The following is a 1487-nucleotide window of genomic DNA, read 5'->3' as shown; positions in this document are numbered from 1 at the left end:
AAGTGAATAAAGTTGTTTTTCTATTTAAATAAAATTTAAACAAAAGGAGATTTAAATGTCTAGAAAAAGAAGTTATCGCAGATCTTTTCGAAGAAATAAATTAACATTAGGTAGTTTTTGCATGTATTGGCTGTTACCTGTTTTAGGTGTTGTTATTCCTGTTGCTATTTTTTTAGCTCATAAGGGTTATATTTCTATTGCTAAATAAAAAGAAATTTATGTTTGAGTATACAGTTCAAGATTTAAGAGAATTTGGGTTTACAGTTAGTGATTTTATTACTTCTGGTTATATAGTTCAAGAATTGATAAATATTGGATATACAGATAAAGAATTAAGAAATTTTAATTTATATTTGAAATAAAAAGGAGAAAAAATAATGACTTTAAGACAATTATTAACACTTATTGCTTTAAGTGGAATATGTGTGTTTATCTTGTATAAATTTGGTTTTATCGTTCCTGATAGTACTAAAATAACATGGTTGAAATAAGCAATATTTAAAAATATTGCTTATTTTCATAAAGGATTTTATAATGAGAAATAATAACAATTTATTAGATAATTTTATTTGTTTATTGATGGGTTCTATTGTTGGTATTTTTATATATGTTAATTTTTTTCTTGTAAGAAAAGAAATTCCAATTGAGGAAAATAATAATTTAGTTGTTGTTCAACAAGAAGAATTAATATTAGAAGTAAAAAACAGTCTTCTTGATTATAACGATAATAATTATTTATATAAAAAAGATATTGTAAAAATAATTAATAAAATTATGGAAAGGTTAAAGGAAGAAAAATGATTAATAAAGTAATTTTAGTAGGTAGAATTACCAAAAATCCAGAATTACATTTCGTTAATGGCAATATTCCTTTAGTACGTTTTGTTTTAGCTGTAAATAGGAATTTTATTAATGATAAAGGCGATAAAGAAGCGGATTTTATTTCTTGTGTTGTTTGGAATAAACAAGCAGAGAATTTATTTAAATATGTTGTTAAAGGTTCTCTTTAATTGGCGTTGAAGGTACGAATTAAAGTTAATGTTATTAATAAAGATAAAGAAGAAAAAAAATTTATTACACAAGTACAATGTCAATCTATTCAATATTTAGAATTTAAAAAAGAAAAATAAGGAGAAAAATAATTAAATGCTATGCAACAAATAATTATTAATATTTTTACATTTGTAATTTTTTTATTAGGAATTAGCTTTATTTATTGGATTTTTGGAGTGGTTGAAAGATATGTAAATCAAAAAATTAAAGCAGAAAATGTACTTGCAGTTAAAGAATTAAAAGAAAATGGATTTTCACCCAAAGAATTATTAAATGCAGGATATACAATTGAGGAAATAACAGCTGCTGGATTTGATTTACAGTTTAAATAAAAGGAGATTTAAAAAATGTCTAAAAAATTGATAGATGCTGAATTTGATATATAATTTTTTGTATTTATTTTAGAAGAAAGGATTTTTTAAAATGGAAATTAA

Annotated in this window: 5 protein-coding genes; all 5 read left to right on the top strand. The window is 22.2% G+C overall.

Annotation, left to right across the window (positions count from 1 at the left end):
* Positions 1-55 precede the first annotated feature (55 nt).
* The 5 genes from RI76_RS03180 to RI76_RS02660 all read left to right on the top strand — a co-directional run bounded on the left by RI76_RS03180 (position 56) and on the right by RI76_RS02660 (position 1385).
* Positions 56-208, top strand: coding sequence for a hypothetical protein (locus RI76_RS03180; RefSeq protein ID WP_017192616.1), 153 nt, complete (start codon positions 56-58; stop codon positions 206-208).
* A 10-nt stretch (positions 209-218) separates the two neighbouring features.
* On the top strand, positions 219-362 hold the full coding sequence (locus RI76_RS03175; RefSeq protein WP_173362882.1) for a hypothetical protein: 144 nt from the start codon (positions 219-221) through the stop codon (positions 360-362).
* 172 nt (positions 363-534) lie between these two features.
* Positions 535-801 carry a hypothetical protein gene (locus tag RI76_RS03170; RefSeq protein WP_017192614.1) on the top strand — a complete coding sequence of 89 codons (267 nt, stop codon included), beginning with the start codon at positions 535-537 and terminating at the stop codon, positions 799-801.
* Positions 798-1010, top strand: coding sequence for a single-stranded DNA-binding protein (gene ssb, locus RI76_RS03365; RefSeq protein ID WP_261974348.1), 213 nt, complete (start codon positions 798-800; stop codon positions 1008-1010). Before RI76_RS03170 ends, ssb begins: the two co-directional genes overlap by 4 nt.
* A 141-nt stretch (positions 1011-1151) precedes the next feature.
* A complete protein-coding gene (locus RI76_RS02660; RefSeq protein ID WP_017192613.1) occupies positions 1152-1385 on the top strand; it encodes a hypothetical protein in 234 nt (77 codons plus the stop codon).
* Positions 1386-1487 lie beyond the last annotated feature (102 nt).

It is taken from the genome of Milkweed yellows phytoplasma str. MW1 (genome assembly GCF_000309485.1).
In the GTDB taxonomy this organism is placed as follows: domain Bacteria; phylum Bacillota_I; class Bacilli_A; order Acholeplasmatales; family Acholeplasmataceae; genus Phytoplasma.
The sequence above is the reverse complement of the archived record's forward strand: the minus strand, read 5'-3'. Positions and strand labels throughout refer to the sequence as shown.